Origin of the sequence: Roseibium litorale (genome assembly GCF_014842915.1) — a bacterium.
Lineage (GTDB): Bacteria > Pseudomonadota > Alphaproteobacteria > Rhizobiales > Stappiaceae > Roseibium > Roseibium litorale.
In genome coordinates this window covers 20556-43228 of the sequence record NZ_JACYXI010000008.1, presented here as the reverse complement: position 1 = coordinate 43228, position 22673 = coordinate 20556, and the positions used below count along the sequence as shown (strand labels likewise).

Below are 22673 nucleotides of genomic sequence, written 5' to 3'. Positions count from 1 at the left end.
TCTCAAACCCTAATGCGCCATGACCAGATGGCCCTCGCCGGCGCTGAGGTAGCGGCGCGGCGGGGCGGTCCAGTCAAGGGTGCGGATGGGGCTTTTGAGTTCTTCGGTGATCAGACCTCCCCGCTCCCGCTTCACGGCCGGGTCGGGGATGGGGACGGCTTCGATCAGTTTCTTGGTGTAGGGATGCTGGGGATTGCTCAGGATCTTGTCACGCGGGCCGATCTCGACGATTTCCCCGAGCAGCATCACGGCAATGCGATGGCTGATGCGTTCGACCACCGCAATGTCGTGGCTGATGAAGAGATAGGCGAGGCCAAGCTCCTTCTGCAGATCCAGCATGAGGTTGACCACCTGGGCCTTGACCGAGGCATCCAGCGCGGAGACGGATTCATCCGCCACGATCAGGCTCGGCTCCAGCGCCAGGCTGCGGGCAATGCAGATGCGCTGACGCTGGCCACCCGAGAATTCATGCGGGAAGCGCAGGGCGTGTTCCGGTTTAAGTCCGACCAGTTCCAAAAGCTCACCAACGCGGACATTGGCCTCCGGCCCGCTCTTCAGTCCATGCACCCGCATCGGTTCGGCAATAGCCGCGCCCACCGTCTTGCGCGGATTGAGGGAGCCGTATGGGTCCTGGAAGATCATCTGCATGCGGCGGCGCGCGGCGCGCAACTCCGCCGGGCTTGCCGCCATCAGGTCCTGCCCCTCGAAGACGATCGATCCTGCGGCTGGCTGCAGAAGCCGCAGGATCGACCGGCCCGTCGTCGACTTGCCGCAGCCCGATTCCCCGACAAGCGCCAGGGTTTCGCCTGCGGCCAGCGACAGGGAGACATTCTCGACCGCATGGACACTGCCCACGGGCCGGTTCAACACACCACCGCGCACAGCAAAGCGGGTGGTCAGGTTCTTGACTTCCAGGATCGTCTCCGCCCGCCGGTCCGGCTCGTTGGCGGGCTCCTCCCCGACCCCGTTCTCGTCCAGCTTGGGAAAGCGGCGCGGGGTTGTGCTCTCGCCAAGGCCGCCGAGCTTGGGCACGGCACCCAGCAGCATCTTGGTGTAGTTGTGCCGGGGGGCGGCAAAGAGACCGGCGGCAGGCGCCTCCTCCACCTTGTCGCCGCGCAGCATGACGACGACCCGGTCGGCGATTTCCGCCACCACGCCCATGTCATGGGTGATGAACATCACCGCCATGCCGATGTCCTGCTGCAACTCGCTGATCAGCTCCAGGATCTGGGCCTGAATGGTCACGTCCAGAGCGGTGGTCGGCTCATCGGCAATCAGCAGCTTCGGCCGGCAGGCGAGCGCCATGGCGATCATGGCCCGCTGGCGCATGCCGCCGGAGAAGCTGTGCGGATATTCATTCAGGCGGCGCTTGGCATCCGGAATGCGCACCAGATCGAACAGGCGCAGGGTCTCTGCCTCCGCGTGCGAGGCGCTCATGCCCCGGTGGCGGCGCAGGACCTCGGCCACCTGATAGCCGATCTTCAGCACCGGGTTGAGGCTGGTCATCGGTTCCTGGAAGATCATGCCGATGTCGCCGCCGCGCACGTCCCGCATGGCAGGCTCGTCAAGGGCCAGGATATCCTCGCCATCGAGCCGGATGCGGCCTTCGATCTGGCTCTGGTTTTCCTGCAGCAGCCGCATGATGGAGAGCGCGGTGACCGACTTGCCGGAGCCGGATTCCCCGACAATGGCAACGGTTTCGCCCTTGCCGATGGAGAAGCTGACATCCTTGACCACGGGCACCCAGGCGCCGTCCACCCGGAAGGAGGTGGTCAGGTTCTGAACGTCGAGAATGGGGCCAGATTTGGTGTTGGATCCGGTCATTGTTCACCTTTCAGCCGCGGGTCGATGGCATCACGCAGGCCGTCGCCAAGCAGGTTGAGCGAGAACACCACGATCAGGATGGCGAGCGAGGGAAAGAGGGCCAGCCAGAAACTGTCGAGAATGTTTTCAAAGCCCTCGCGGATCATGCCGCCCCAGGTGGGCGTCGGCGGATTGACCCCCAGGCCGATGAAGGCGAGCGAGGCTTCCACGCGGATGGCAGTGGCCAGCCAGAGCGAGCCCATGACCAGCACTTCCGGGGCGATGTTGGGCAGGATGTGGCCGAACATCAGCCGCCAGTGAGAATAGCCAAGCGCATGTCCCGCCTCGATGAACTCCCGGTTCTTGACCGCGATGGTGGGCGCGCGGGCAATGCGGGCGAAGGGCGGAATGGCGGTGAGCGCGATGGCCACCACCAGATTGCCCACGGACGGCCCGAGCATGGCAACGACGATCAGGCCGAGGATGAGCGAGGGGAAGGCCAGCAGCACATCCATGATCTGCATGATGATGATGTCGGTGCGGCCGCCGAAATAGCCGGCGATCAGGCCGATCAATGTGCCGATCACCAGGGCCGCGCTGATCGAGAGCAACCCGATGGTCAGCGAGATCCGGGCGCCCCAGAGGATCCGCGACAGGGTATCGCGGCCATAATAGTCAGTGCCGAACCAATGGGCGGCCGATGGCGCCTTGAGCCGGTAGAGAATGCTCTGATCCAACGGATCGTAAGGCGCAATCAGCGGCGCGAAGATCGCCAGCAGGCAGACGACAACAAAGACGCCAAGGCCTATCCAGGAGGTCTTGTTGGTGTTGAAGGCCTTGAAGAGGCCGTTGAAGACCGACGCCAGGGTGATCTTCAGATAGTTTGTCCGCGACAGAGCGGCGGAAGTGACATCGGGCATGGTCATGAGTATTTGATCCTCGGGTCGATCAGGCCGTAGGTCAGGTCGGTGATCAGATTCACCAGCACCACGATCAGGGTGTAGATCACCATCATCCCCTGCAGCATGGTGTAGTCGCGCTGGTTCAGTGCGCCGACGATGAGCTTGCCGAGGCCCGGCCGGTTGAACACGATTTCCGTCAGCACGGAATTGCCGATCAGGATGCCGAGATAGAGCCCGACGACGGTGACCACCGGGATCATCGCGTTGCGCAGGCAGTGGCGCCAGATGATGACCGAAAAGGCGATGCCCTTGGCCTTGGCCGTGCGCACATAGTCCTGGTTCAGCACTTCCAGCATGGCCGAGCGGGCAACGCGGGTGATGTAGGCCGCCATGATCAGGCCGAGGTTGATGGCCGGAAGGGCAATGTCCCTGAGCCGGTCGCCAAGGCTGCTGCCCTGGCCGGAGCTGATCACCGGGAACCAGCGCAGCTGGATGGAGAAGAACAAGAGCAGCAGCACGGCGGAGACGAAGGCCGGGAAGGACAGGCCCAAGAGGGAGCCGATGCGGGCGATGTAATCCGGCAGCTTGTTGCGGCGGACTGCCGACCAGACCCCAACCGGAATGCCGACGACGGCTCCGAGGATCAGGGAGGCGACTGTCAGCTCGATTGTCGAGGGCAGAACCTTCAGGATCTCTGTGATGACAGGGCGGCCGGACACCATGGAGATGCCCCAGTCGCCGACGATCACGCCGCCGATGAACTCGATATATTGCTGGTAAAGCGGCACATCGAGCCCGAGCCTGCTTCTGAGAGCGGCCAGCGAGGCTTCGGTTGCCTGATCGCCAAGAATGGCGACGGCGGGATCGCCCGGCAGGATCCGGACGATGAAGAACACGATGGTCAGCACAGCGAAAAGCGTGATCACTGCGAAGCCAAGGCGCTTGAGAATGAAAGCTGTCATGCGGGCTCCGAGGCATCCGGTGGACGGGGTGCGCGCGGGGCTTCCTGCAAAAGCAGAAAGGCCGCGGGTTCACCTTTGAACGCAGCCTGCACTGCGGGCAAAAGCGCCGCTCCGGGCAGGCCCCGATGAGGGAACCGGCCCGGAGCGCCTCCAACCGGAGGTTACTCGGTGAAGTGAGCCATTTCGGTAACCGGCGGGCTCAGGTTCAAAGACCCATGCACTTCGGTACCCAGATCAAGCGTGTCCTTCCAGGCCCAGAGCTGCATGCTCTGCACCAGCGGAACCGCACATACCTCTTCCATGATCTTCTTCTGGGCTTCGGCCCAATAGGCCAGCTGCTTTTCCGGATCGCCCTCGACGCGGGCTGCCTCGATCTCCTTGTCGGCAGCATTGCAATGGGAGAAGTTCGCCACAGCGTTCGGCGTGCCGACCGTCGCGTCCGAATGGAAGAACTGGGACAGATAAACGTCAGCCACCGGGAAGCGGGCGGCGGCATAATGCACCACCTGGCTCATGTCCTTGCGGATCTGTTCATGGAAGGTGGCGTGCTCGACGGTCTGGATTTCCAGATTGATGCCTGCTTCACGCAGTTCCGCCTGAACGGCCTCCATAGTGGAAAGCATGCCCGGCAGCACGGTGTGGATCGCCTTGATGGTGACCCCATCCGGGAACCCGGCCTCGGTCAGCAGTTCCTTGGCCTTCTCGATGGAATGCGGATATTGCGGCACATCGGCGGTGTAGCCGAGGTGGCCTTCGGGAACCGGAGAAATCGCGGCGAGGGTCACGTCCGGGCCCTTGAACTGGACCAGCGTGTCCCGGTCGATGGCATAGGCAATGGCCTTGCGGACGCGGATGTCATCCAGAGGCGGCATGCTCATGTTGAGGTGGATGACGGACATTTCGCCCGGGGTCATCACCACCACCTTGGTGCCGGGCACCTGCTTGACGCGCTCCACCCAGGTCTGTTCCTGCTTGCCGTAGATCATGTCGATCTCGCCGGACTGGAACGCCAGATCGCGGGAGGAGTCTGACGGGATGTAGCGGTAGAAGATCTCCTTGATCTTCGGTTCACCGCGGAAATATTCCGGGTTGGCGACCAGCTTCACATATTGCTGCGGCTGGTATTCGGCGAACATGAAGGGTCCGGTCCCGATCGGCGTGCGCTGGTAGTCGTCGCCAAGAGCCTCGACCGCGTCCTTACAGACGATGTTGCCGCCATGATAGGGCACAAGCAGGCCGAGCAGGCTCGGGATCTTGTTCTTTAGCTTGATGGTGACTTCCAGCGGGCCGGTCGCCTCGACGCTATCGAAGGCGGTGTAATCCTTGGCGAAAGCCGAGATATCCGGGTTGGCCGAGCGCTTCAGCGAATAGACCACGTCTTCCGCGTCGATCTTGCCATAGTCGCCATGGCACTCGACATCGTCGCGCAGCTCGAATGTCCAGGTCAGGCCGTCCTCGGAAGAGGTCCAGCTCTTGGCAATGTCCGGCTCGATGAAAGCGGGGCTCGCCTCGCCCGGCTTGATCCGCACCAGGCCGTTGAACATCCAGTAAAGCAGCCCCTTGTCCAGGGTGCTGGTGGCCACATGCGGGTCGAGCTTGCCCGCGTCCGCACCCGCCATGCCGACATTCAGTGTCGTTCCGGCGGCCAATGCATTGCTGGCAAAAAGCACGCTTGCCAGTGCAACTCCTATCCTAGTCTTCATGTCATCGTCCTCTGGTCGGTTATCGTTTTTCTCGCCCTTGAGGTTCACTCTCTTCCCTAAAGAGTGTCCTCGAGCCGGCAGTTCACCAGCATTTCCGCCATGGCTGCCGTATTCGGCAGGGCAATAGCCAGGGCGGTTATTTCTGCGAAGTCTTTCGGATCTATCATCTCGTCCCGGCTCACCTTGGTGATGCCGTCGGTCAGATCCGTTGCGACGAAACTGGGGCAGACCGCGGTGGCGCGCACGCCATGGTCCCAGCCGATGCGGCGGGTGCCATGGGTCAGCGCCATCAGCGCGTGTTTGGTCATGTTGTAGGCGATGTTGTCGTTGCGCACGCGCTTGCCGGACAGCGAGGCGACATTGATCACCCGCCCGGTACCGGTGGCCTTCAGATGGGGCAGGCAGATGCGGGTCAGGAACAGCGGTCCCTTGACGTTGACCGCCCAAAGGGCATCGAGGTCGGCTTCTTCGCCTTCTTCAATGGAAAACTTGTTGGAGGTGCCGGCATTGTTCACCAGCGCGTCCAGCTTGCCGAACCGCTGCAGCGTCTCCTTAAGCCAGACCTCATGGCTGGTCCGGTCGGCGGCATCGTAGCGGGCCGCAAGGAATCTGCCCGCCGGAGCCCCGGCAAAGGCCTTCTCAAGGGCCTCGACCGAGCGGGCACCCGCGCTCACATTATACCCCTTTTGAAGAAGCAGTGTTGCGATTGCCAGGCCAATGCCCCGGCTCGCGCCTGAAACCATCACTGTTCTGCCAAGAGGATCCAGCACCTGAGTGTCTCCTTTATCCGTGAAGGGAAAGCGGGGCATCCGCCTGGCCGGTGTTGGCAAACCGGCCGAAGCGGAAGGCGGCAAGGGAGTGATCGGGCGCGCTCCCTTGCAGGAGTTGGGCGGCAAGCGGACCTGTCACCGGTCCGATGCCGAAGCCATGACCGGAGAAACCGGCGGCGACCACGAGATTTTCAAGGCCCGGCGCATGATCGATCACCGGCAGCGCGTCCGGGGTCAGGTCCAAGGCCCCTGCCCAGATCTGCTCGATTTCCGCATCGGCAAAGGCGGGCAGCACGTGGGCGACCTTTTCGATGGTCGCCCGGATCGCGCGGGCATGAGGATGAATGACCGGCATCCCGTCCCGGTGGACAATCTCGCCGGACCAGTCTTCCGCACCGCTGGTGACGCGGAACCGGCCCGAAACTTCCTGCCGGGCCGCAAGGTCGGCATTGGCAACGCCGAGCACCGGTTTCAGGACCGGATCAGCCGGGGCACTGCGCAGAACCGTGACGATGGGACGGCGCAGGGGAATGGAGAGACCGAAAGGCTCCAGCAATGTGTTGACCAGAATGCCCGGGGCGGCAAGCACTGCGCCGCAGGTGATTGTCCGCTTGTCCGTCCGGACCGCCGTGACCCGGCCCCCTGCACTCTCCAGCCCTTCGACGCTTTCACCAAAGGACAGGGTGACGCCCAGATCCCGGCAGCGCTGCGCATAGGCGCTGACGGTTGCAAGCGGATCGGCATGGCCATCCGTTGAACAGAAGGTGGCGGCAATGACGGCTTCAGACAAAGCGGGCGCAATCTCGCGCACGGACGCCAGATCCGGCAGGAAGGAAATGGGCAGTCCGGTGGCTTTCTGGCTGCGGGCAAGCTCCTGCAGGATCTCTACCTCAGCAGGCGTTCTTGCCAGCCGCAGATTGCCTTCCTGGCGGTAGCCCGTGTCCGCGCCGAGCTTTTCGCTTAGTTCTGGCCACAGTTTGACGGCAGAGACGGCCAGCGGCAGCTCTGCCGGGTGGCGGCCCGACTGGCGCACTCCGGCCAGGGTCCAGCCGGAGGCCATGGCGGCTGGCCGGTATTTCTCGACCACCTCAACGCGCAGGCCCGCTTCCGCAAGCTCCAGCGCGGCGGCGAGGCCGGTGATCCCGGCCCCGATAACGACGGCATCCGGGGTGCTTTGAGAAACTGCGGCCATGCGGGCTCCTTTGTCTTCAGAAACGTCCCATTGCGAAGTCTTTTGTACTGACCATGGGCTTCTCGCCCCGGATGTGCTGGACCACCAGCTTTGCAACCCCTGGGCCAATGCCGAAGCCATGGCCGGACAGGCCCGTCGCAATCACCAGTCCGGGCCAGTCTTTCGGCTCGTCGATGATCGGAACCTCGTCCGGCATCACGTCGATCAAGCCGCCCCAGGTCTCGGCAATCTGCACACCTTGCAGGCGCGGGTGCAGTTCGATGGCCGAAGCGAAGGCAGAGTTCAGAAGCTTCTGGTCCGGCGCCGGATCCATCACCCGCACCTGCTCAAAAGGGGTTATCTCGTCCGGCTTCCAGCGCTGATGGCCGAGCGGGCCAAAGAAATCCTTGCCGAAGCGGATCTTCATCATCCGCCAGCGCTCGGTCAGGATCGGCAGAAAGGCGGCGAAGTGCCGGAAGGCGGCGGGAATGAGCTGGAATTCGGCATGGTTGCTGCGGGCAATCGTATAGCCGCCATCCTTGCGCCGCCGGAGCGACGCATCCGTCGCGCCGACCGATCCGGCAACGATCTCGGGCGCAACAGTCGTGCGCAGCACCGAGGACTTGACCGCAAGCTGGGGGATCGAGATGCCGATGTTTTCCAGGAAGGTCCGCGACCAGACACCGCCCGCCAGAACCACCTTCTTGCAGGCGATCTCGCCTTTTTCCGTGATCACGGAGCTGATCTGGCCTGCGGTGCGTTCCACGGAACGGACCGCGCATTGGTCGATGATGACCGCGCCGCAGCGCTCCGCATAACGGGCCATGGCAGGCACGGCGAGAGACGGCTCGGCTGTGGCATCGGATTCCGTATAGAGCGCGCCCAGGAACTGCCGGTCATTGCGCTTGAGCAGATGATCGGTCTCTGCCGGGGACAGCAGCACGGAGCCATGGTCGAAGCCCTTGGTGTCCTTCAGCCAGGTCTCGTGCTTCTGCAGCTCCTTCTCGGTCTTGGCGAGATAGGTGATGCCGCGGATGCCATAGCCGATGTCCTCTCCGAGCTTGGAGTTGATCTCGCCCCAGAGCCGGGCGCTTTCGATCATCAGCTGGAGTTCGCGGGCATCACGCCCGGCCTTGCGGATCCAGCCCCAGTTGCGGGAGGACTGTTCGCCCGCGATCCGGCCCTTTTCGCACAGAACGACGGGAATGCCCTGTTCTGCCAGAAAGAGCGCCGTGCAGACACCGACAATTCCGCCGCCGATGACGACGACTTCGGTTTGGGTGGGAAAGTCCGGCTGGTGGGATGCAGCGCTCACGATAGGTTCCTCGTAAATTCCGACAGGGTCAGAGTGAGCGCGGGTTTGATATAACGCAAATAAGGTTTCTTTCCATGAGTATGTGAAAACCTTATACTCATCCCATGCTATCTCAGAGATCACTTGAAGCTTTCCGCGCAGTCATGCGCACCGGCACGGTTTCCGGCGCGGCCGACGAGCTGAGCGTTTCGCAGCCTGCGGTAAGCCGGCTGATCAAGGAGCTGGAGGAGCGGCTGGATCTTGCGCTGTTCACCCGTCATGGCGGCCGGGTGGTGGCAACGGCGGAGGCCCATGAACTGTGGACCGAGGTGGAACGCAGCTTCATAGGCCTGTCCCAGATCGAGCGGGCAGCGGACCAGATCAAGCGCGGCAACCGGGCCACCCTGACCATCGCGGCGGCACCCGCCTTTGCCAATTCCGCCCTGCCGACGGTGATTGCCGAACTGTTCCGGATCCGGCCTGAATTCCGCGCCGAGTTTCTGTCCATGACCACCTTGCCCGTGGTGCGCCAGGTGGCGCTGCGCCAATGCCAGATCGGCTTCGGCATTCCCACCCAGCACAAACTGGAGATCGACGTGGTGCGCACAGGCAGCATTCCCTTCCGCTTCATCGCCCCGCCGGGCCACCCTTTGGGAGATCTGGATGTGGTGCGCATTGAGGACCTCGCGGGAGTGGACTTCGTCGGCTTCGTGGATTCCACCATGTCCGGCCGGGCCTTCGACCGGCAGTTCGCCAAGATGGTCCATCCGCCAGTGATGAAGATGAAGATCTATCTGTCCAACATCGTATCGGCGCTGGTTTTGCGCGGCGTCGGCGTCGGGGTGGTTGATGCCTTCACCGCTGGAGACCATGCGCAGATGGGCGGCATTGCCCGCCCCATCGAGGTGGATGACCGGTTCGAATACTCGGTCATCAAACCCCACGGTGACAAACTCAGCACCGAGTGCCACGCCCTGGTGGACCTCTTCGTCCAGCATGCGGAGAGTGTGAGTGGGGATCGTGGGTGAGGTGCAAGTGGTCACCCCGGACGCGTTAAGCCAGGCCACTCACGTGTTCGAATGACGGTCAGTGAGTAGGCCCCGGCTCGCGCTTCGCTTGGCCGGGGTGACGTTCGAAGCTTGCAGCACGGTCACCCCGGACGAAGGCGGAGCCGCAGATCCGGGGCCTACTCATTCGCAGAGAATAGCTGATGGACTGCTGCTGGAGCGGATCTCAGGAGACGCTTTTCCAGTGACGTGCAGATGTTCAAGAAAAAGATGGTAGAAAGGACAACTGCTCTCATTTGGTGTATTTGCGATGTTCTTCGTCTACATTCTGACCAACCGCATGCATGGCACGCTTTACGTTGGAGTGACGAATGATCTGGCGCGCCGGGTGGAGGAGCACAGGCAAGGGATTGCGGCAGGATTCACGAAAACTCACAAGCTACATCGCTTGGTTTATGCTGCGGAGTTTGAGCGGATCGAGGAAGCCATCGCCGCCGAGAAGCGCCTCAAGCGCTGGCACCGGTCCTGGAAGATCCAGCTGATCGAAAAGTCCAATCCGGATTGGAAGGACCTGATGACCCTCTAGGTGTTGCAGCCCTGTGAGAGCATCTGCACGACTCTGGCAATGAGTAGGCCCCGGCTCGCGCTTCGCTTGGCCGGGGTGACATCTGAACTACAGTTAACCGTCACCCCGGACGAAGGCGGAGCCGTAGATCCGGGGCCCACTCATTCGCAGACAAAAGCTGCTGGACTGCTGCGGGAGCGGATCTGAGGAGAGATCCCTCACCCGCCACAGGCAGGGCCTGCCCCCTCGCCCTTCAGGGAGAGGGGTGGGGTGAGGGTGTCCCCTGCCCCTAATGATCACCCAGATAGGCGGCGATGACGCGGGGGTCGTTGACGACGTCGGAAGCAGGACCCTCAAGGGTGATGCGGCCGCTTTCCAGCACATAGGCATGGTCGGCGATTTCGAGGGCGGCCTGGGCGTTCTGCTCCACGAGCAGGATGGTGGTGCCGTCCTGGCGCAGATCGGCGACGATCTTGAAGATCTCCTCCACGAACAGGGGCGCAAGGCCCATGCTTGGTTCGTCCAGAAGCAGGAGCTTCGGGCCGCCCATCATCGCCCGGCCGAGGGCCAGCATCTGCTGCTCGCCGCCGGACAGATAGCCCGCATGCTGGGTCAGGCGCTCGCGCAGGCGCGGAAACCGGTCCAGCACCGCCTCGCGGCGGCGGCGGAAGTCGGCGCTGTCGCCCACCTGCAGGCCGCCCAGGCTCAGGTTTTCGTCCACGGTCATTTCCGCAAAGACCTGACGGCCTTCGGGCACCTGGCGGATGCCCATGCGGGCGATCTTGTGGGCCGGGGCGTTGGTGATGTCCTCGCCGCAGAAGCGGATCGAACCGGCGGCGGTCTTCAGCAGGCCGGACAGGCCGCGCATGGTCGTGGTCTTGCCCGCGCCATTGGCGCCGATCAGAGAGACCACCGCACCCTGGCGGACCTCAAGGTCGATGCCCTTGACGGCTTCGGTGCGGCCATAGCTGAGCCGCAGGCCGGAAACAGAGAGAAAGCCGCTCATGCCGACGCCTCCTTCAGCAGCCGCTCGGCAACCTTGGGGCCGAGATAGGCTTCGATAACAGCCGAATTGCTGCGGATCGCGGCGGGCTCGCCCTCGGCAATTACCTTGCCGAAGTTCAGAACCGTGATCTGGTCGCACAGGTCCATGACGAAGCGCATGTCATGCTCCACCAGAAGCAGGGTGATGCCGCGCTCGTTGAGCTTCTTCAACAGCACCGCCAGATCCTGGGTTTCCAGCGGGTTCATGCCGGCCGCCGGTTCGTCCAAAAGCAGGATCTTCGGATCGCTGGCGAGCGCCCGGGCAATTTCCAGCCGCCGCTGCTCGCCATAGGCAAGGCTGGCGGAACGGGTCAGGGCCTTGTCCGCAAGGCCGACCAGTTCCAGAAGGTCCATGGCCTTTGCCTTGGCCTGTCTTTCCTCTGCACCTGCAAAGGGAATGAGCGTGCGCCAGACGGGCGTGGACAGCTGAATATGCATGCCGGTCAGAACGTTCTCGATCACCGTCATCTCGGAAAAGAGGCGGATGTTCTGGAACGTGCGGGCCATGCCGAGCCGGGTGCGGGCATAGGATGGCAGGGCCGAAATGTCCTTGCCGTTCAGGCTCACCTTGCCGGAAGACGGTTCCAGCAGCCCGGAGATCAGGTTGAACAGGGTCGTCTTGCCGGCGCCGTTCGGGCCGATGATGCCGTGCACCTTGCCGGCGGTCACGTCGAAGCTGGCATCGCGGATCGCATGCACGCCCCGGAACGACTTGGACAGGCTGTCGACAGTCAGAAGCGTGGTCATGCGGATCTCCTCAGGCGGAGCGGCAGGACACCACGGGGCAGGAAGAGAATTGCCACGACGATGATCATTCCGTTGATGACAAGGCGGAAGTCCGCCAGGGGCCGGAGCACTTCCGGCAGGGCGGTCAGGACCAGGGCGCCCAGAACCGGCGCCAGGGGCGTTCCGATGCCGCCCAGCAGCGCGAAGCTGAGGATGGTGACCGCGGTTTCGAAGCCATATTCGTTCGGGCCGATGAAGCTGCTGGAATGGGCGGCCAGGCAGCCGGCGATCCCGGCCAGCATGGCGGAGACAATCAGGGCGCCGAGCTTGTAGACCGGCACGTTGACGCCCATCACGCCGGCGGCGGTCTCGTCCTCGCGCATGGCCTCCATGGCCCGGCCGATCCGCGAGCGGCCAACCGCCCAGAACATGATGAGCGCAATCAGCAGCAGGGCATAGATCAGCCCGACGCTGGCCTTCATCGGAATGCCCGACAGGCCGAGCGCGCCGCCGGTCAGGCTTTCGAAATTGATGTAGATGACGCGCAGAACCTCGCCCAAACCCACGGTCGAAATGGCGAGATAGACGCCGCTGAGGCGCAGGGTCGGTCCGCCGATCAGGAGCGCGATCAGCGCGGGCACAAAGGCCGACGCGGGCAGCACCACATAGAAGGGCAGGCCCAGCTTGAGGGTCAGCAGCGCGCCCGTATAGGCGCCAAGGCCCATGAAGGCGGCTTGGCCGAGGGACAGCTGCCCGACGGCCATGACACAATACATGGACAGGGCCAAGAGGCCGTGCACGCCGATGCCGTGGATCAGCGTCTCATAGGTGAAGAAGAAATCGTCCAGCCATTCAGCCATGTTTATGCCCTTTTGACCTCTTTGCGGCCGAAGAGACCGGTGGGCCGGAACCAGAGCGTCAGGACCAGCGCGCCAAAGGCCACAGCTTCCTTCGCGCTGGAGGAGATGTAGCTTGCGGTCAGAACCTCGAACATGCCGAGCAGAACGCCTGCGATCAGCGCGCCGCGGATGTCGCCAAGACCGCCGATGATGATGACGGCGAAGCCGCGCAGCATCATGGTCTCGCCCATGAAGGGCTGGATGGCGTTGAAGTTCAGGCCGATCAGCACGCCGCCGACGCCGCCCAGGAAGCCGGAGACGAAGGACACGACGATGACGATGGCATCGACGTTGATGCCCATCAGGCGGGCGGTGTCTTCATTCTCGGCAAGGGCGCGGATCATCAGGCCGACGCGGGTGTAATGCAGCAGCACGAACAGCAGGCCGACGAGCGCAAAGGTCACGCAGACGATCAGGATCTGCACCAGGGAAATGCGCAGGTCACCGATTTCGAATGCGGAGCTGTCGACGAAATCGAAGGGGAAACGCTGGATTTCCGTGCCGAGCCAGATGGCCGACAGGGAATAGAGCGCCAGAACGGCACCGAGCGTGACCATCAGGGAGGGCAGTTCACCCGCCTTGGTGCGGCGCAGGCGCGTCAAAAGCACGCCGTCCACGACGACGGCGACGAGACCGGCAGCCACCCCGCCCAAAAGCACGACCGCCCAGATCGGCAGTCCGGCGGTGCGCGCAAGCCAGAGCGCCACGAGCGCCCCCACGGAGAAATAGAAACCATAGGTCAGGTTAATGACGCGCAGGACCCCGAACATCAGGGTCAGACCAAGCGCGAACAGCGCGTAGGTGGCACCCAGCACGAGACCGTTGACTAGCTGCTGTGCAAGCATCGATTGGGATATCCCCTAAACGGCAGTGGTGGCCCTGCGCGGGTGCGCAGGGCCTGTTTTGCGGCCTTTTATTCGAAAATCTCGAACTTGCCACCCTGCATGGTCAGAACGACCACACCTTCTGCGGAAGCAGGGTCACGGCCTTCGGTGAACTTGAACGGGCCCATCACGCCGGTGTGGTCCGTGGCCAGCAGGGCTTCCCGGATCTTGTCGCTTTCGGCGGAACCGGCGCGGTCGATGGCTTCGGCAACGATCTTCATCGTGTCATAGGCCTGGGCTGCGAACTGGTCCGGAGCCTTGTTGTAGCGGGCCTGGAAGTCGGCGACGAACTTCTGGTTCGCTTCATCCTTCTTGGCGATGAACCAGGGGCTGCCGACCAGCAGGCCGTTGGCAGCGTCGCCGGCGATTTCGCCCAGACGCGGGGAGTTGGAGCCGTTGCCGCCGATGAAGCGGACGGTTTCCGGCAGGCCGAGCTGGCGGGCCTGCAGCAGGATGCCGGCAACCGGCTCGACCAGGGCGGAGACGGCGATCGCGTCGACGTTCAGGCTCTTGATCTTGGTCAACTGGGCGGAGAAGTCGCTGTCCTTGCTGCCGAAGGTCTCTATGGTCGCGATTTCGAGGCCAAGATCTTCAGCGGCAGCCTTCATGGAATCGAAGCCGGACTTGGCGAAAGCGTCGTCGTTGGCATACATCATCGCGATGGTCTTGACGCCGAGCTTTTCCTTGGCCGCCTTGAAGGTGACCGGGATAACGTCGGCTTCCGGCAGCGCGGTGCGGAAGATATAGTCACCCATGGCGGTGATGCCGGCAGCCGTGGTGGAGGTGCCGATGGTCACGATCTTGCGGCCGTTGGACACCGGGCCGACGGCGAACATTTCGTTCGACAGGGTCGGGCCAATGATGACCGGAACCTTGTCGCGGCCGATCAGCTTGCGGGCTGCGTTAACCGCCTGGTCCTTGTTGCCGGCGGAATCTTCAACGATCAGCTCAAGCTTCTTGCCGCCCAGAACGCCGCCCGCGGCGTTGATTTCGTCCATGGCCATTTCCAGGCCGGACTTGATCGCGATGCCATAGCCGGCTGCCGGGCCGGACAGGATCTCGACGGCACCGAGGGTGACGGTGTCCTGCGCCTGAGCCGGAACGGCGGCGGCGGATGCAATTCCAAGGGCCAGAGCTGCGGCCCGCAAAGAACGGTACATGTGCTTCCTCCTGGATCAGCAGGCCCTCAACCGGCATTGGCGGAAGGCCCTGGCGCTGATCGGTTTTCAAAGGTGTGGAGCTGCCTTTGCGCCCCAAGGCGCCGGTGGCTTCCGGTTGATCCTGAACCGGCCCGAAAACTTGGGCCTGACGTTCGAGATGGGGTCACCCGCAGGGCCGTCGCCCCTGGGCGGGAATGGATGGGTCAGCCAGTCTCCCCAAGGTCCGGCTCCCCAAGGTCCGGCTCCCCAAGATCCTGATCCCCTAGGTCTTGGGGCGTGCCGGAATTCATGGCGGCCAGCGAGCGGGCCACGAGGCCTTCGGAGCGGTAGAGATGGGCCATGGCCAGCGCGACAGCCTCCTCGATCCGGCCCGCGCAAATGGCTCTGAGGATTTCCTGATGCTCGGTCCAGATCGAGGTGCCGAGGTTCTCGACCCGCACCACCGCGATCATGGTCCGGCGCAGATAGACCCAATGGGCCTCGATGGTCCGGTCGATCAGGGGATTGCCGGATTCCCGGCACAGGAACTGATGGAAGGCCACGTCCGCATCCACCGCGCCGCGGGGCGAGCGGGCCTCGACCATCTTCAGACCGTGTTCCAGAAGGGCTTCGCCGTTGCGGCGCAGCTTGTCGGCAAAACGGCTGGAGGCTGCGGCCTTCCTGGCAACCGCCTGCACGGCGACTTCTTCCAGCGCCGCGCGGATCTGATAGCGCCAGGCAGTGTCCGTCGCATCAAGCGGGGCGACTTTAAGCCCGCGCGAGCCGGTGCCCACCACCAGGCCGTCATTCTTCAGCAGCAGCATGGCCTGCTGGATCGGCTGGCGGGAGACGCCGAGCTTGACCGCCAGATCCTCCTGCACAAGATGCATGCCCGGCGCCAGATCGCCGCCGATGATGCTTTCCTTGATCGCAAGATAGGCCCGTTCGGAGCGGTTGGAGACCGTTTCGTCCCCGCGCGCGACAAACGTCTCTGCTTCACCCTTGCTGGCCACGCCGGTCGTCCTGCCTGTGTTTCCTGCCCTGGCCCCTCCCCGTCCTGAACGGACTGCCTGAGCGCCTGCGGCTTTTGCAAAGCCCTGGGAGCTGCGGCAGGCCCGGAAAAGGAGAGGAACCTGAATGGTCTTCAATGCGTATGCGGCGGCCCATGTGACCGGCCCTGCCGCACGCCTTCAGATCTTTTCGTGAAGCTCTGTGACTTCATTGAATTCAAAACAGGGATACCGGATGGCTTTCTGGCTGGCAAGACTTTTGTAAGGCAGCCTTAGATTTCCATTCAAGATATTGATAATAAGACAAAAATTATTGATAGGAACAAAGCGTCTATTCTGCGTAGTTACGCCGCTGGCGGGGTTTGAATTCAATAGAACCTTCAAAGCACCTTCTGAAGCAACTGATTCTTCCCCTTAAAAATCAGTGGCTTGGACTCTGTGCCGGGCCGGATGGTGGTGCGCAGGCCGCTGCCCAATATGCCCAGGTTGGCCAGGAGGTGCAGTGAGCCATGGCCTTTCCGCCGCCCATATCCGCGAGGGGGCATACGGTGATGCTGGACAACGGCAGCACCGCCTGTTTCCTGGCCCGGGAGCTTGCGCGGCGAGAGCCCATGACCATCCTGACGGTCTCGCTGGAAATTGCCGGCATCTTTGCCAGCGAAGGCAGCCGGCACCGGGTGATCCTGCTGCTGGATTCCAGCGAATATGACCGCTCCGGCCTGATCCACGTCTGCGACTGGCGCCAGATCGGCGTTCTCGCCACCGGCCGGGAACCTGCCAGCATCGACCTCAAAGCCGAACAACGCGGCCTGTTTCTGGAGGAATGACGGGGCAATGAATGCGGATTGAGAAAGTCTGCCGTGAGTTGCGATGCTGCTTCAGATAGAATCTGTGGTGTGACGGCCTGATAAAATCCAAGTCAGGTCACATTTATGACGTGCCTTGCAGAGATATCTCAATCAAACTGGGCTGAGGCCTCTGATACTGGACACAATGAAAACGATCTTTCTGCACATCGGTCACGGAAAAACCGGCACGTCAGCCACACAGAAAGCTCTCATGGAACTTCAAGATACCTTGAAGAGCAGGGGCATCCTCTATCCTGACCATCCAAGCCGCAAGAAGGCCCTTCGCGGTGGCACGACCTCCGGAAATGTCACTCCTGAACTGCCGGACTGGTTCCAGCGCCAGATCTTGGACGTGGCAGACGCCTGCGAGGATTTCGGCACGCTGGTGTTTTCAAGCGAGAACATGATCCTTCGCCAGAACGAATTCGTTGATCTGGTGAGAGCCCGGAAGAATGACCTCACCTTCCATTTCATCGTCTCGGTGCGCGATCCCATCGAAATGGTGCAGTCCCATTTCAATGAAGCCGTGAAACGTGGCGGTTATACCGGGACCATACTAGAAATAGCGGAGCGTGAAAATCATATCTGTCATGCTACAAATATTTTGAATTTCTGTCATTCTGAAGGAATTAGAATAAATCTATTCAACTACTCATCTCATAAGATGGGGATCTCAGAAAAGATCATGTCTGTTATCGATCCGGAAATCCGACAGGATCTGGCGTTGCAGTCAATTCGCAGGCAGACGGTCAACCGCTCATTGACAGGGCCCGAGCTTCAACTTGTCCGGCTAGTAAACCATAGGCTCGGTAACCGGGCTGGAAGCCTGACTTCCACCTTCTTGCTTTCGCTCTTTCCTAGTCTCTCCAATCGAAAGACTGATCTGTCTCCTTCCGTCAAGCAAGTGGTCTATGAAAAACTGCGGGGGGACGTGGCATATATCAATCAGCATCTCCCTGCCGAGGAGAGGATTCTCTACTAGTGAGAACGTATGGCGCAAATGGGTCGGCGGCATGGTGCCGATCCGCAGCATGTGTTCTCAGGCAACCGTTACCTTGCCCAGCACCCACCATCCCCAGAATGCGGGTAATTCGAGGTGTCCAAATGCAGGAAGCAAAGGCCAAAACCTAGGTCACGCCCTCATAATCGGGTAGCCAGATCAGGCTTGATTTGATTCAAACTCCGAAAGGAGTTTTGAATGGCCCGCTTTGATATGAGCGATTTCGAGTGGTCGGTGATCCAGCCCCTTCTTCCGACGAAGGTCCGCGGTGTTGCCCGCGTCAATGACCGGCGGTGATTAACGGCATTCTCTGGCGCTGGCGCACGGGTGCGCCCTGGGCAGATATTCCGGAGCGCTACGGGTCGCACAAGACTTGCTGCAACCGCTCCGTCCGCTGGCGCCGCGCTGGCGTCTAGGATCGGATATTGAAAGCGGTATCAGAAGCTTACGATGGAGACATCCAAATGATCGACAGCTCTTTCATCCGCGTTCACCAACATGGTACCAACGGGGATAAAAAGGGGGATCTGGTTGGATGAGGCGTTCCAGAGGCGGCCTGACAAGCAAGATCACGCGCTATGATGGACCCCTGCAGCTTACCGGTTCGGCTGAGCCTAAGCAAGGGCCAAGCATATGATGGCCATCAGGCCATGCCGCTTTTGTCTGGCCTGCCCGAAAACGCCGTTGTCCTCGCGGATCGGGCTTACGATGTCGATGCTATCCGCACACTGATCAGGGGGCAGAGTGCTTTTCTTGTTCAGTCCAGGCATTTGATGGATCGGATTGAGCCTTAATCTTTCCGGTTCAGTTGTCCATATTTTGCAGATGTATTCGTATGGGGTGAGGCCGCGTAGGGTCTTCAAGCGACGCGCAAAATTGTATGCAGCGATGAAGTCGGCGAGATGGGCTTCGAACTGGGCATGATTGTCGTAATGGAAGCGCTTGACGGTTGCCTCCTTGATGCTTCGGTTCATCCTCTCGACCTGACCATTCGTCCAAGTATGCTTCACCTTGGTCAAACGATGCTCAATGCCGTTTTCCCAGCAGCGCATGTCGAACATGTGGGTCATGTATCTCGTTGTCCGGTCGTCGGCGTATCGAGGTGGAAACGTGAATTGGATGCCGTAGCACGTCGGGAATATACGCTGTTGATAGGTTATGGCCGCCAGCGCAGCCCACCACATAGCGCAGCGGGTGGCCATAACCGGGTCTCAGGTCTCAACAGTGGTCTTGCTGAACCACACTGCTGAGGAGACCGGCTATGACCACTGCCTATTCTATCGCCTCGACCGTCCTGGTCGCCGTGAACATTTCCAAGCACCGTCACGAGGTCCTGATGGGGATCCCAGACAGGAAGCGCCGACGGCGCATGACGATCATGAACACGTTGGAAGACTTCCAGCGCCTGTCTGCTGTGTTCGTCAGCTACGGACTGCCAGTGTGGATCGGATTCTAGGCGATTGGCAACTATCATAGACCCCTGACGCATCATCTCGGACAGACCGGGTTCGACCTCAAGCTTGTTTCCTCTGTCGGCCTCGCCCGGACACGTGAGGCTTTGCACAATAGCTGGAACAAGAATGATCCGAAGGATGCTCAGGTCATCCTGCACATGCTGGAGATCGGCGCCGTGCAGTTCTTTCATGACCCGCTGGTCGTTGGGACTGCCGACATCCAGGAGCTGTCGAAGACGTATGAGATCGTCTCACGTTCGAAGATCGAGCTTTGGCCTCGCATCCGGACTCATTACCTGCCGCTCTACTTCCCTGAGGCCGAACGTTTTCACCGAAGCTCGCGAACCGACTGGTTTCTGGTGTTCCTCGAGAAGTATCCAACACCGACGATGATCACGGCCATGAGCTAGGAAACCTTCATCGCAGACGCTTGGCAGGTAGTGGGGAAGAGGGTCTCCAAAGAGCGCTTGCTTTCAGACATTTACGCAACGGCCGTAGACTCTGTTGGTTTACCCGTAGAACCGGACTCTGACGCTCTTCGCATGTTCCGCCTGGTCCTCGCCGAAGGCAGAAGCCTTGTCCGCCAGCGCAATGAGATGTAAGCGGCGGCTGGATCCCACCTGTTCGCTTCCGTCGTGATGCTGGAATCCATACCCATTGTCGATTTGGGAATGGAGGAAGGGTTGGGAGTCCATAGAGCGCTCCATATGGAGTCCATTTGCGGATATGAGATTCTGGTCGGGCCCGCAGGAAAGCGGCGCTGGCCGGATGAAGTGAAGGGCCAGCTTGTCGCGGAGACCTATGTGCCCGGTGTGACCGTGAACGAGGTCGCCCGGTGTGTTGGCATGAAGCCCAACCACCTTTCGTCGTGGCGGCGTTTGGCACGGGAGGGCAAACTTGTGGTGCCGGATCTTCCGGGAGCCGAGTTTGTGCCGGCCGTTCTGGAGCCGATCCCGGCGTCCGTTGAAGAAGATGCCAAGCCGCTGGCCGCGGTGGAGATCATTCACGGCGGAACCACAATCCGGCTGGAAGCTTCCGTGAGCCCGGACAGGATTGCCGGGATCGTGCGCGCCCTTGGGCGTGGATCATGATTTTCCCCTCGAACCGGGTGCGTATCCTGGTGGCGACAAAGCCGGTCGACTTCAGAAAAGGACATGATGGGCTGAGCGCCCTGGTCCAGTCCGTTTTGCGCAAGGACCCGTTCACAGGCACGGTTTTTGTGTTCCGGTCCAGGCGAGCTGACCGATTGAAACTCTTGTATTTTGACGGTACCGGCCTGGTCATGGCTTACAAGCGGCTGGAAGATAAGACCTTCACATGGCCTGCCATCAGGGATGGCACAATCTCGCTGAACCATGCCCAATTCGAAGCGCTGTTCTCGGGCCTGGACTGGCGCAAGGTGAAGGCATTGGAGGCTCGTTCTCCGGCTGCGGCAGAATGAATCAGGTACCGGAAATGGCGGGCATCCGCAGCGGCCCCGGGTTATTCTCGGCCTATGCCTTCCACTGTCGCCATCGACCTTTCCGCGATCCCCGCCGACCAGCGTGATGCTGTCGCCGCGCTCCTGCGTGAAAGGGATGCGCTCAAGGAGATCAACAGGCGCCTGGAGCAGCTGGTCGCGGAGTTGAACCACGCGGTTCACGGCAAAAGGTCGGAGAAGCTCAGCGAAGACGAACGACAACTGGCCTTCGAAGACCTCGAGACAGCCATCGCCGAGATTGAGGAAAGCCAGGATACGCAGCTCTCCTCTGAGGCCAAAACCCGCCGTCCGGCGCGTCGCAATAGGGGCAACCTGCCGAAGGACCTTCCCCGCATCGAGCGTGTGATCGAACCCGACAACCTGCAATGTCCCTGCGGTTGCGGGGTGATGCACAAAATCGGCGAGGATCGCACGGAGCGGCTGGACATCGTGCCCGCACAGCTACGCGTGATCGTCACCGTCCGCCCCAAATACGCCTGCCGCGCCTGTACAGACGGCGTCACCCAGATGCCGGCACCGGCTCACCTCATCGAGGCTGGCCTGCCGACGGAAGGCGCCATTGCGCATGTTCTGGTTGCCAAGTACGCGGACCATTTGCCCTTGCACCGGCAGAGCCAGATCCTTGCCCGGTCGGGCATCGATATCCATCGGAGCACGCTGGCGGATTGGGTCGGTACCGCCGCGTTCCACCTCGCCCCGGTGGTCGACCGGCTGGCCGAGCATCTGAAGGTGTCGACCAAGCTGTTCATGGACGAGACCACGGCGCCGGTGCTGGATCCGGGCCGCGGCAAGACGAAGACCGGATATCTGTGGGCCTTGGCCCGTGACGACCGCGCATGGGGCGGGGACGACCCACCCGGCGTGGTCTTCTTCTATGCGCCTGACCGCCGCGGCGAGAACGCGGAGAAAATCCTTCGTGGCTTCGAAGGGGTCCTGCAACTCGACGGCTACCAGGGCTACAACTGCCTGACGCGCCCGTCCCGCAAGGGCGGCGATCCGATCCGCGTGGCCCATTGCTGGGCGCACGCACGGCGGAAACTGAAGGAAGTGTTCGACCGCGATGGCTCCGAGATCGCCGCCGAAGGCTTGCGCCGGATCGCCGAGTTCTACAGGGTCGAGGCTGATATCCGCGGCACGGCGCCCGGGCAGCGGCTCTCGGCCCGGCAGGCCCGCACCGCGCCTCTGGTCGCCTCCTTTGGTGAATGGCTGCAAGAGCAACGCCGCCGGGTCTCCGCCAAGTCCCGCCTTGGCGAGAAGCTCGCTTACATCTATCGTCATTGGGACGGTTTGCAGACCTTCCTCCACGACGGCCGTGTCGAGATCGATAGCAACAGTGTCGAGAATTTGATCCGGCCAATTGCCCTGAACAGGAAAAATGCATTGTTCGCCGGCCATGACGAGGGTGGCCGCACCTGGGGCCGCATCGCATCGCTTATTGAGACCGCGAAAATCAACAACGTCGAGCCCTTCGCCTATCTCAAGGCGACCCTTGAAGCCATTGCTGGCGGTCACCCGAAAAGCCGGATCGACGAACTCCTGCCATGGAATTTTCCAGCCCTACATAGCACTCCTTACCCGTGATCGAGTTGGTATGCTGCGGACACGCCATCGGCCGAGCATCAATGCCAAGGCTATACGATAATGGGTAAAGTCAAGACCACTCCAACAGGCGTTGCCATACCGAAAAGGATGAATGACGCTAAGGATGCAGCAGCCCAAAGCAGCCAAACAATCGGAATTTGCCCGACGCCAGCCCCACAGTGCAGAGTGCTAGGTTAAGAAGGAAAATTGTCAGGCCGATATAAAATCCATTGATGCCCGATATTCTCAAAACGTGAGGAACCATTCCTAGAAGAATGGAGATTGCTATCAAAACTGGCGCGCGCTCTGCGAGGCGCTGGATATCAAAGCCTTTGATCATAGTCCTTTCCCTAGGTGAAATACTTAGCGGCGTGCGAGGGCAGAAATCTTCACCGGAAAACGTATATCTCCGATGCTGGCGCATGGCTTCC

21 protein-coding genes and 3 pseudogenes are annotated in these 22673 nt (G+C 61.5%); 9 read left to right on the top strand and 15 right to left on the bottom strand.

Going from position 1 to position 22673, the window contains the following annotated elements; all coding sequences use genetic code 11:
• Positions 1-9 precede the first annotated feature (9 nt).
• From IG616_RS13190 to IG616_RS13160, 7 genes are all read right to left on the bottom strand, one after another.
• The gene (locus tag IG616_RS13190; RefSeq protein ID WP_192148638.1) at positions 10-1824 is read right to left on the bottom strand and encodes an ABC transporter ATP-binding protein; all 1815 of its coding nucleotides are present in this window, start codon (positions 1822-1824) and stop codon (positions 10-12) included.
• Positions 1821-2729, bottom strand: a complete 909-nt coding sequence (locus tag IG616_RS13185; protein ID WP_246476224.1) for an ABC transporter permease — start codon at positions 2727-2729, stop codon at positions 1821-1823. The genes IG616_RS13190 and IG616_RS13185 overlap by 4 nt, the downstream gene beginning before the upstream one ends.
• Positions 2726-3667, bottom strand: coding sequence for an ABC transporter permease (locus IG616_RS13180; protein ID WP_192148637.1), 942 nt, complete (start codon positions 3665-3667; stop codon positions 2726-2728). Before IG616_RS13180 ends, IG616_RS13185 begins: the two co-directional genes overlap by 4 nt.
• A 161-nt stretch (positions 3668-3828) precedes the next feature.
• On the bottom strand, positions 3829-5370 hold the full coding sequence (locus IG616_RS13175) for an ABC transporter substrate-binding protein (RefSeq protein WP_192148636.1): 1542 nt from the start codon (positions 5368-5370) through the stop codon (positions 3829-3831).
• Between the two features lie 56 nt (positions 5371-5426).
• A complete protein-coding gene (locus IG616_RS13170; RefSeq protein WP_343072372.1) occupies positions 5427-6140 on the bottom strand; it encodes an SDR family NAD(P)-dependent oxidoreductase in 714 nt (237 codons plus the stop codon).
• A gap of 13 nt (positions 6141-6153) precedes the next feature.
• A complete protein-coding gene (locus tag IG616_RS13165; protein ID WP_192148635.1) occupies positions 6154-7332 on the bottom strand; it encodes an NAD(P)/FAD-dependent oxidoreductase in 1179 nt (392 codons plus the stop codon).
• Positions 7333-7348: 16 nt separating this feature from the next.
• Positions 7349-8626 carry an FAD-dependent oxidoreductase gene (locus IG616_RS13160; RefSeq protein ID WP_192148634.1) on the bottom strand — a complete coding sequence of 426 codons (1278 nt, stop codon included), beginning with the start codon at positions 8624-8626 and terminating at the stop codon, positions 7349-7351.
• Positions 8627-8730: 104 nt separating this feature from the next.
• Here IG616_RS13160 and IG616_RS13155 point away from each other — a divergent pair, with 104 nt between their 5' ends.
• The gene (locus tag IG616_RS13155) at positions 8731-9633 is read left to right on the top strand and encodes a LysR family transcriptional regulator (protein WP_192148633.1); all 903 of its coding nucleotides are present in this window, start codon (positions 8731-8733) and stop codon (positions 9631-9633) included.
• Positions 9634-9922: 289 nt separating this feature from the next.
• A complete protein-coding gene (locus IG616_RS13150; RefSeq protein ID WP_192148632.1) occupies positions 9923-10198 on the top strand; it encodes a GIY-YIG nuclease family protein in 276 nt (91 codons plus the stop codon).
• 268 nt (positions 10199-10466) lie between these two features.
• Here the strand turns inward: IG616_RS13150 and IG616_RS13145 are convergent, their stop codons facing one another.
• The 6 genes from IG616_RS13145 to IG616_RS13120 form a co-directional block, all read right to left on the bottom strand.
• Positions 10467-11183: an ABC transporter ATP-binding protein gene (locus tag IG616_RS13145; protein ID WP_192148631.1), complete on the bottom strand. Its 717-nt coding sequence runs from the start codon at positions 11181-11183 to the stop codon at positions 10467-10469.
• Positions 11180-11968 (bottom strand): ABC transporter ATP-binding protein, encoded by a 789-nt coding sequence (locus tag IG616_RS13140; RefSeq protein WP_192148630.1) that lies wholly within the window; start codon positions 11966-11968, stop codon positions 11180-11182. The genes IG616_RS13145 and IG616_RS13140 overlap by 4 nt, the downstream gene beginning before the upstream one ends.
• Positions 11965-12807 (bottom strand): branched-chain amino acid ABC transporter permease, encoded by an 843-nt coding sequence (locus IG616_RS13135; RefSeq protein ID WP_192148629.1) that lies wholly within the window; start codon positions 12805-12807, stop codon positions 11965-11967. The genes IG616_RS13140 and IG616_RS13135 overlap by 4 nt, the downstream gene beginning before the upstream one ends.
• A gap of 2 nt (positions 12808-12809) precedes the next feature.
• A complete protein-coding gene (locus IG616_RS13130; protein WP_192148628.1) occupies positions 12810-13691 on the bottom strand; it encodes a branched-chain amino acid ABC transporter permease in 882 nt (293 codons plus the stop codon).
• Positions 13692-13759: 68 nt separating this feature from the next.
• Positions 13760-14890 carry an ABC transporter substrate-binding protein gene (locus IG616_RS13125; RefSeq protein WP_192148627.1) on the bottom strand — a complete coding sequence of 377 codons (1131 nt, stop codon included), beginning with the start codon at positions 14888-14890 and terminating at the stop codon, positions 13760-13762.
• A 203-nt stretch (positions 14891-15093) separates the two neighbouring features.
• Positions 15094-15882, bottom strand: a complete 789-nt coding sequence (locus IG616_RS13120) for an FCD domain-containing protein (RefSeq protein WP_192148626.1) — start codon at positions 15880-15882, stop codon at positions 15094-15096.
• A 506-nt stretch (positions 15883-16388) separates the two neighbouring features.
• Between IG616_RS13120 and IG616_RS13115 the strand changes: the two genes are divergently transcribed.
• The 3 genes and pseudogenes from IG616_RS13115 to IG616_RS23100 form a co-directional block, all read left to right on the top strand.
• Positions 16389-16706, top strand: coding sequence for a DeoR/GlpR family DNA-binding transcription regulator (locus IG616_RS13115; RefSeq protein WP_192148625.1), 318 nt, complete (start codon positions 16389-16391; stop codon positions 16704-16706).
• A gap of 166 nt (positions 16707-16872) precedes the next feature.
• Positions 16873-17709 (top strand): hypothetical protein, encoded by an 837-nt coding sequence (locus tag IG616_RS13110; protein ID WP_192148624.1) that lies wholly within the window; start codon positions 16873-16875, stop codon positions 17707-17709.
• Positions 17710-17925: 216 nt separating this feature from the next.
• Positions 17926-18479: pseudogene (locus IG616_RS23100) on the top strand (IS5 family transposase); the annotation flags it as partial.
• 3 nt (positions 18480-18482) lie between these two features.
• On the opposite strand, the pseudogene IG616_RS13100 reads toward IG616_RS23100, so the two are convergent.
• Positions 18483-18896, bottom strand: a pseudogene (locus IG616_RS13100) (integrase core domain-containing protein); the annotation flags it as partial.
• Positions 18897-18988: 92 nt separating this feature from the next.
• On the opposite strand from IG616_RS13100, the pseudogene IG616_RS23095 reads away from it, so the two are divergent.
• From IG616_RS23095 to tnpC, 4 genes and pseudogenes are all read left to right on the top strand, one after another.
• A pseudogene (locus IG616_RS23095) lies at positions 18989-19780 on the top strand (IS110 family transposase); the annotation flags it as partial.
• A gap of 108 nt (positions 19781-19888) precedes the next feature.
• Positions 19889-20272: an IS66-like element accessory protein TnpA gene (gene tnpA / locus IG616_RS13090; RefSeq protein WP_192148622.1), complete on the top strand. Its 384-nt coding sequence runs from the start codon at positions 19889-19891 to the stop codon at positions 20270-20272.
• Entirely contained in the window at positions 20269-20622 is a 354-nt protein-coding gene (tnpB, locus tag IG616_RS13085) for an IS66 family insertion sequence element accessory protein TnpB (RefSeq protein ID WP_192148621.1), read from the top strand. Before tnpA ends, tnpB begins: the two co-directional genes overlap by 4 nt.
• Before the next feature lie 54 nt (positions 20623-20676).
• Positions 20677-22242, top strand: a complete 1566-nt coding sequence (gene tnpC / locus IG616_RS13080) for an IS66 family transposase (RefSeq protein WP_192148620.1) — start codon at positions 20677-20679, stop codon at positions 22240-22242.
• Positions 22243-22360: 118 nt separating this feature from the next.
• Here tnpC and IG616_RS13075 read toward each other — a convergent pair whose 3' ends face one another.
• Complete coding sequence (locus tag IG616_RS13075; RefSeq protein ID WP_192148619.1) at positions 22361-22582, bottom strand: hypothetical protein; 222 nt, start codon at positions 22580-22582, stop codon at positions 22361-22363.
• Positions 22583-22673: the final 91 nt, after the last annotated feature.